Genomic DNA, 6,332 nt, shown 5'->3' on the forward strand with positions numbered 1-6,332 from the left:
GGGGCGCGGGCCCGCGGCTCGGGGCCGGGCCTTGTCGGGGGGGCCCCGGCGGCCCTCCGGCCCCTGGTTGTGTTTCAACAGATACCCCCCCGGCCCCCCCCCCCCCCCCCCCCCCCCCGGGGGCCCTCGGCCCGGCGCCTGGCCTCGGGTTGGATGGCGAGGCTCGGCGCCGCCTGGAAGCACCGCTGGCGCTTTCAGCGCCGGTGAGCGACCGTCCGCCCCTCAGGCAACGTTCTGTCCGCCCCTGTCGGGCTGCACGGAGGCGCCGCCGGTTCCGGCCTCAGACACCACTCCCCGCGCGAGTACGCCCTCCACCCGCCCAGCATCGTGACAGCCCTCCAGCCCCGGGCACCTCCAGCCCCGGGCACCTCCAGCCCCGGGCACCTCCAGCCCCGGGCACCTCCAGCCCCGGCCACCCCTCAGGCCGCCGCCGCCTTGGGCAGTCTGCCGCCTGGGGCGGCCACGGGTGGGCAAGGCGGCACCCCGGCGCCGGACGCGCGACCAAGGAGGCGGCGACCCAAGCCCCGCCCGCCCTGCCTCAGCGCTGGCACCCGGCCGAGCAGGCCCCCGGCCCCCTGCCGACGCACCGACGACCCAGCCATCCAAGAGGCACCCCCACCCCGGCCCAGGCCAGATCCCCGCCCCCGCCGGAGAGGCACAGGCACCGGGCCCCGCCCGTCCCCCAGCGGTACGCTGACCAGGTCACACCAAGACACCGAGAAGACACCGACCGACGACCCGACGGACCCCGACGTCCGTCCCCCGGAGGGAAACGCCCATGCCGCTCGAAGCCGGCCTCCTGGAGATCCTCGCCTGCCCGGCCTGCCACGCCCCGCTGAAGGAGGCCGACGCCGAGCTGATCTGCACCGGCAAGGACTGCGGCCTGGCCTACCCGGTCCGCGACGGCATCCCCGTCCTCCTCGTCGACGAGGCCCGCCGCCCCGCGTAACCCCCACCGCGAAGCAGGAGACCGACGCATGTTCGACGAAACCCTCCTGGACGACCCGGACGCGCTCGCCCGAGCCGACCGCCGGGGCCTGCTGCGCGGTGCCGCCGAGGCGGGCGCCCGCGTCCGCACGGCGGTCCTGCACGCCACCGAGGCCGGCATCGGCGACCTGAAGCCCGACGGCCGCCCCCGGACCCTGCTGATCGCGGGCCCCGGCACCGCCGCGCTCGGCGTCTCCGATCTCCTGCGCCGCCTCGCGGGCGCCGCCTGCCCCGTCGTACGGCTGCGCACCACCGGCGTCGCACCCGCCCCGGGCGCCCTGCGCTGGGAGCTGCCCGGCTGGGCGGGCGCCGTCGACCTGCTCCTCGTAGCGACCCCGGACGGCAGCGAGCCGAGCCTGTCCCTCCTCGTCGAGCAGGCCTACCGGCGCGGCGTCTCCGTCGTCGCCGTCGGCCCCGCGGGCGCCCCGCTCACCGAGGCCGTCGCCCGCGCCCACGGCCTGTTCGTCCCCATGGCGACCGCCCCGTACGAGCAGGACGAGCCGGACGCGGCCTCCGCCCCCGGCGCCCTGTGGGCACTGCTCACCCCGCTGCTCGCCCTGCTCGACCGCACCGGCCTGCTCGACGCGCCCCCCGAGGCCCTGGAGAAGGTCGCCGACCGCCTCGACCGTACCGCCGAGCGATGCGGCCCCGCGATCGCCACGTACGGCAACCCGGCCAAGACCCTGGCCTCCGAGCTCGCCGAGGCCCTCCCGCTGATCTGGACCGAGGGCGCCGCCGCGGGCCCCGCCGGACGCCGGTTCGCCGCCGCGCTCGCCGAGCTGGCCGGCCGCGCCGCCCTCGCCGCCGACCTGCCCGAGGCCATGCCCGCCCACGGCGCCCTGCTCACCGGCTCCCTCGCCGCGGGCGCCGACCCCGACGACTTCTTCCGCGACCGCGTCGAGGAGGTCCAGGCCCTGCGCGCCCGCGTCGTCCTGCTCCGCGACCGGCCCGCCGGCAGCCTCAGCGCCGCCCCCGCCGCCCGCGAGCTCGCGCTCTCCCACGACACCGCGATCAGCGAGCTGGAGCCCGAGGAGGGCAGCGATCTGGAGACGCTCGCGGAGCTGATCGCCGTCACGGATTTCGCCGCCGTTTACCTGGGCCTCGCCTCCACGGCGTGAAGTAGTCCCGCCCGGCGCGCAGTCCGCCGGCTCGCCCGACGCGTACGGAGAAAGGCCCCATGGACCGCCTCACCAACCCCATCCGCCCCTACGCCTGGGGATCCGCCACCGCCATCCCGCACCTTCTCGGCACCGAGCCGACCGGCGAACCCCAGGCCGAGATGTGGATGGGCGCCCACCCCGGCGCCCCCTCCGGCACCGACCGCGGCCCGCTCAACGAGGTCATCGACGCCGCCCCCGAGCGCGAACTGGGCCCCGAGGCCGTCGCCAAGTTCGGCCCCCACCTGCCCTTCCTCCTCAAGCTCCTCGCGGCGGGCGCTCCCCTCTCCCTCCAGGTCCACCCCGACCTGCGCCAGGCGCAGCAGGGCTACGAGGCCGAGGAGCGCGCCGGGATCCCCCTCGCGGCCCCGCACCGCAACTACAAGGACGCCAACCACAAGCCCGAACTCGTGTGCGCACTGACCGAGTTCGACGGCCTGTGCGGCTTCCGCGACCCCGAGGAGTCCGCCCGCCTCCTCGAAGGCCTCGGCGTCGACAGCCTCAAGCCCTACGCCGACCTGCTGCGCGCCCACCCCGAAGAGGCCGCCCTGCGCGAGGTCCTCACCGCGATCCTCAGCGCCGACCGCACCGAGATGGCGCACACCGTCACCGAGGCCACCGCCGCAGCCCAGCGCCTCTCCGGCCCCTACGCCCCCTATGCGGACCTCGCCCACCACTTCCCCGGCGACCCCGGGGTGATCGCGGCCATGCTCCTCAACCACGTACGGCTGCAGCCCGGCGAGGCCCTCTACCTCGGCGCCGGAGTCCCGCACGCCTACCTGGACGGCCTCGGCGTCGAGATCATGGCCAACTCCGACAACGTGCTGCGCTGTGGACTGACCCCCAAGCACGTCGACGTCCCCGAACTGCTGCGCATCGTCCGCTTCGAGGCCACCGACCCCGCGATCCTGCGCCCCGAGGCCTCCCCGGACGGCGAAGAGGTCTACGACACCCCCATCGACGAGTTCCGCCTCTCGCGCTACGTCCTGCCCGCGAGCAGCGGCCGCCACGACCTGACCGCCCCCACCCCGCAGATCCTGCTCTGCACCGCCGGCACGGTCCGCGCCGGCACGAACGACCTCGGCCCCGGCCAGTCCGTGTTCGTCCCCGCGGGCGAGAAGGCCGAAGTGTCCGGTACGGGCACGATTTTCCGGGCCACAGTGGTGGCCTGAGCTCCGTCCCACGCGCCCCGTGCTGCAACAATGACCCACTGCAAAAGGCAAGCAAAACAGCGCCTCCCGCCACAGCGGTACAGGACGTCACAGCAGCACGGGTCGTACGAAGGGACACCGGGAACAACATGAGTGCTTCAGGCGGAGCCAAGGCGATCGTGGCGGCACTCGCCGCCAACCTCGCCATCGCGGTAGCGAAGTTCGTAGCGTTCCTCTTCAGTGGCTCCTCGTCGATGCTCGCCGAGTCCGTCCACTCCCTCGCCGACTCCGGCAACCAGGGACTGCTGCTCCTCGGCGGCAAGAAGGCCCAGCGCGAGGCCACCCCGCAGCACCCCTTCGGCTACGGCCGCGAGCGCTACATCTACGCCTTCCTCGTCTCCATCGTGCTCTTCTCCGTCGGCGGCATGTTCGCCGTCTACGAGGGCTACGAGAAGATCAAGCACCCGCACGACCTCGAGCACTGGTACTGGCCGGTCGGCGTCCTCGTCTTCGCGATCATCGCCGAGAGCTTCTCCTTCCGCACCGCCATCAAGGAGTCCAACGAGCTGCGCGGCAAGCTCACCTGGGGCCAGTTCATCAAGCGCGCCAAGGCGCCCGAGCTGCCCGTCGTCCTCCTGGAGGACTTCGGCGCCCTGATCGGTCTGATCCTCGCGCTGTTCGGCGTCGGCCTCACCCTCGCCACCGGCGACGGCGTCTGGGACGGCATCGGCACCCTCTGCATCGGTGTCCTGCTCATCGTCATCGCGATCGTGCTCGCCCTGGAGACGAAGTCGCTGCTCCTCGGCGAGGCCGCCGGGACCGACGAGGTCGAGAAGATCGAGAAGGCGGTCGTCGACGGCGACACCGTCACCGGCCTCATCCACATGCGCACGCTCCACCTCGGCCCCGAGGAGCTCCTCGTCGCCGCGAAGATCGCCGTCCGGCACGACAACACCGCGGCCGAGGTCGCCCGCGCCATCGACGCGGCGGAGACCCGCATCCGCGCCGCCGTCCCGATCGCCCGCGTCATCTACCTCGAGCCCGACATCTACAGCGAGTCCGAGGCCGCCAAGGGCCCCGACCCCGCGGCCACCCCGGGCGGCCCCACCCCGACCCCGGGCCACTGACCTGAACGAAGGGGGGCGGCGAGCCTCACAGGCTCGCCGCCCCCCTTCTCGCATCTCCACGCCCGCTCAGGCCCACGCCCACGCCCGCTTCCGCGGACCCCGGCTCACTCCTGATCCGGTCACTCTTGAACCGGTGACTCCTGATCCGGTCGCCCTGATCCGGTGACTCCTGATCTGGTCACTCCTGAACCGGCCACCCCGCCAGCCGCATCGCCTCGTCCCGCCGCCGCGCCTGCCGCGCGGCGACCCCGCAGGCCAGGCCCCCGATCGCCGAACCCAGCCCGGCGACCCCCGCCCCCGCGATCACCAGCGGCCGCACCGGACTGTCCACGACCCGCCCCTGCACCGCGCCGAGCGGCACCGAACCCGCGTGGTCGCTCTGGAAGTAGCGGGAGTCGTTCGAGTCGCCCCGCTGGTCGCCCATCAGGAACAGCCGGCCGGGCGGAACGCGTACGTCGTAGGCCGGGCCGCCGTTCGCCTCGCCGCCCCGCAGATACGGCTCGGCCAGCTCCCGCCCGTTCAGGCGGGTCGGCCCGGCCGGCCCGCCGGCGTGGGCCACCCGGTCCCCGCCCAGCCCCACGACCCGCTGCAGCACGGGCCGCCCGCCGTAACGCGAGGGCATCGACAGCAGCACCACATCACCCCGGCGCACCTCGTCCCCGTCCACGCGCTCGATCAGCAGCCGCGCGCCGATCGAGTAGGTCGGCTCCATGCTTCCGCCGGCCGCCGTCACCCCTCGATACCCCGTCGCGAGCCACCCCGCCGACCCCACCAGCACCACCACACCCAGCGGCCCCAGCAGCCAGGCCGCCACCCGCAGCCGGCGCGTTCTCCTCTTCATGTGTTTCCCTCCCCGCGCCGCTCACCTGCGGAGCCGCGCGGGGAGAGGCTAGCCCCGGCGGACGGGGTGGGGCCGGGCGAGGCGATCGGTGTAGATTCGTCACGAGCCAGACGTCGCTGCTGATGGCGGTCGGGCGGCCCGCACGCCGGGTCGGCCGAGGGAGAGAGGGCCTCCGACGGACTGCGCTGCGAGTATCGGAGGACACCTGTGTCCGAAGACACCCGCAGACCAGCCATGCGTGCCCGCCCCGCAAGGACGCGGCGCACCAGCCCACCTCGACCGACTGCACTGCACCGAGGAGCAGCTCACACATGACTTCCGCACAGGACTTCAAGGTCGCCGACCTCTCCCTCGCGGCGTTCGGCCGCAAGGAGATCACCCTCGCCGAGCACGAGATGCCCGGCCTGATGTCGATCCGCAAGGAGTACGCGGAGGCCCAGCCCCTGGCCGGCGCCCGCGTCACCGGCTCCCTGCACATGACGGTCCAGACGGCCGTCCTCATCGAGACCCTGGTCGCCCTCGGCGCCGAGGTCCGCTGGGCGTCCTGCAACATCTTCTCGACGCAGGACCACGCCGCCGCCGCCATCGCCGTCGGCCCGAACGGCACGCCGGACAACCCGCAGGGCGTCCCGGTCTTCGCCTGGAAGGGCGAGACGCTCGAGGAGTACTGGTGGTGCACGGAGCAGGCCCTGACCTGGCCGAACACCCCCACCGGCGGCCCGAACATGATCCTCGACGACGGTGGTGACGCCACCCTCCTCGTCCACAAGGGCGTCGAGTACGAGAAGGACGGCAAGGTCCCCTCGGCCGACACCGCCGAGTCCGACGAGCACCGCGTCATCCTCGAGCTCCTCAACCGCACCATCACCAACGGCTCGCAGAAGTGGACCCAGCTCGCCTCGGAGATCCGTGGTGTGACGGAGGAGACCACGACGGGTGTCCACCGTCTGTACGAGATGCACCGTGACGGCACCCTGCTGTTCCCGGCGATCAACGTGAACGACGCCGTCACCAAGTCGAAGTTCGACAACAAGTACGGCTGCCGTCACTCGCTGATCGACGGCATCAA

Annotated in this window: 6 protein-coding genes; 5 read left to right on the top strand and 1 reads right to left on the bottom strand. The window is 73.6% G+C overall.

Annotation, left to right across the window (positions count from 1 at the left end; translation table 11 throughout):
- Positions 1 to 778: 778 nt before the first annotated feature.
- The 4 genes from ACFW9D_RS37475 (at position 779) to ACFW9D_RS37490 (ending at position 4,422) form a co-directional block, all read left to right on the top strand.
- The gene (locus ACFW9D_RS37475) at positions 779 to 949 is read left to right on the top strand and encodes a Trm112 family protein (RefSeq protein WP_018533654.1); all 171 of its coding nucleotides are present in this window, start codon (positions 779 to 781) and stop codon (positions 947 to 949) included.
- 28 nt (positions 950 to 977) lie between these two features.
- The gene (locus tag ACFW9D_RS37480; protein WP_384629874.1) at positions 978 to 2,105 is read left to right on the top strand and encodes an SIS domain-containing protein; all 1,128 of its coding nucleotides are present in this window, start codon (positions 978 to 980) and stop codon (positions 2,103 to 2,105) included.
- A gap of 59 nt (positions 2,106 to 2,164) precedes the next feature.
- Entirely contained in the window at positions 2,165 to 3,316 is a 1,152-nt protein-coding gene (manA, locus tag ACFW9D_RS37485; protein WP_384629876.1) for a mannose-6-phosphate isomerase, class I, read from the top strand.
- A 128-nt stretch (positions 3,317 to 3,444) separates the two neighbouring features.
- The gene (locus ACFW9D_RS37490) at positions 3,445 to 4,422 is read left to right on the top strand and encodes a cation diffusion facilitator family transporter (RefSeq protein ID WP_188338557.1); all 978 of its coding nucleotides are present in this window, start codon (positions 3,445 to 3,447) and stop codon (positions 4,420 to 4,422) included.
- A 178-nt stretch (positions 4,423 to 4,600) separates the two neighbouring features.
- Here ACFW9D_RS37490 and lepB read toward each other — a convergent pair whose 3' ends face one another.
- Positions 4,601 to 5,263 (bottom strand): signal peptidase I, encoded by a 663-nt coding sequence (lepB, locus tag ACFW9D_RS37495; RefSeq protein ID WP_384629878.1) that lies wholly within the window; start codon positions 5,261 to 5,263, stop codon positions 4,601 to 4,603.
- A 311-nt stretch (positions 5,264 to 5,574) separates the two neighbouring features.
- Between lepB and ACFW9D_RS37500 the strand changes: the two genes are divergently transcribed.
- Positions 5,575 to 6,332: adenosylhomocysteinase (locus tag ACFW9D_RS37500; protein WP_384629880.1), on the top strand; the 758-nt coding region annotated here is incomplete at its 3' end.

This window comes from Streptomyces sp. NPDC059524 (assembly GCF_042749255.1).
GTDB lineage: Bacteria > Actinomycetota > Actinomycetes > Streptomycetales > Streptomycetaceae > Streptomyces > Streptomyces xanthii.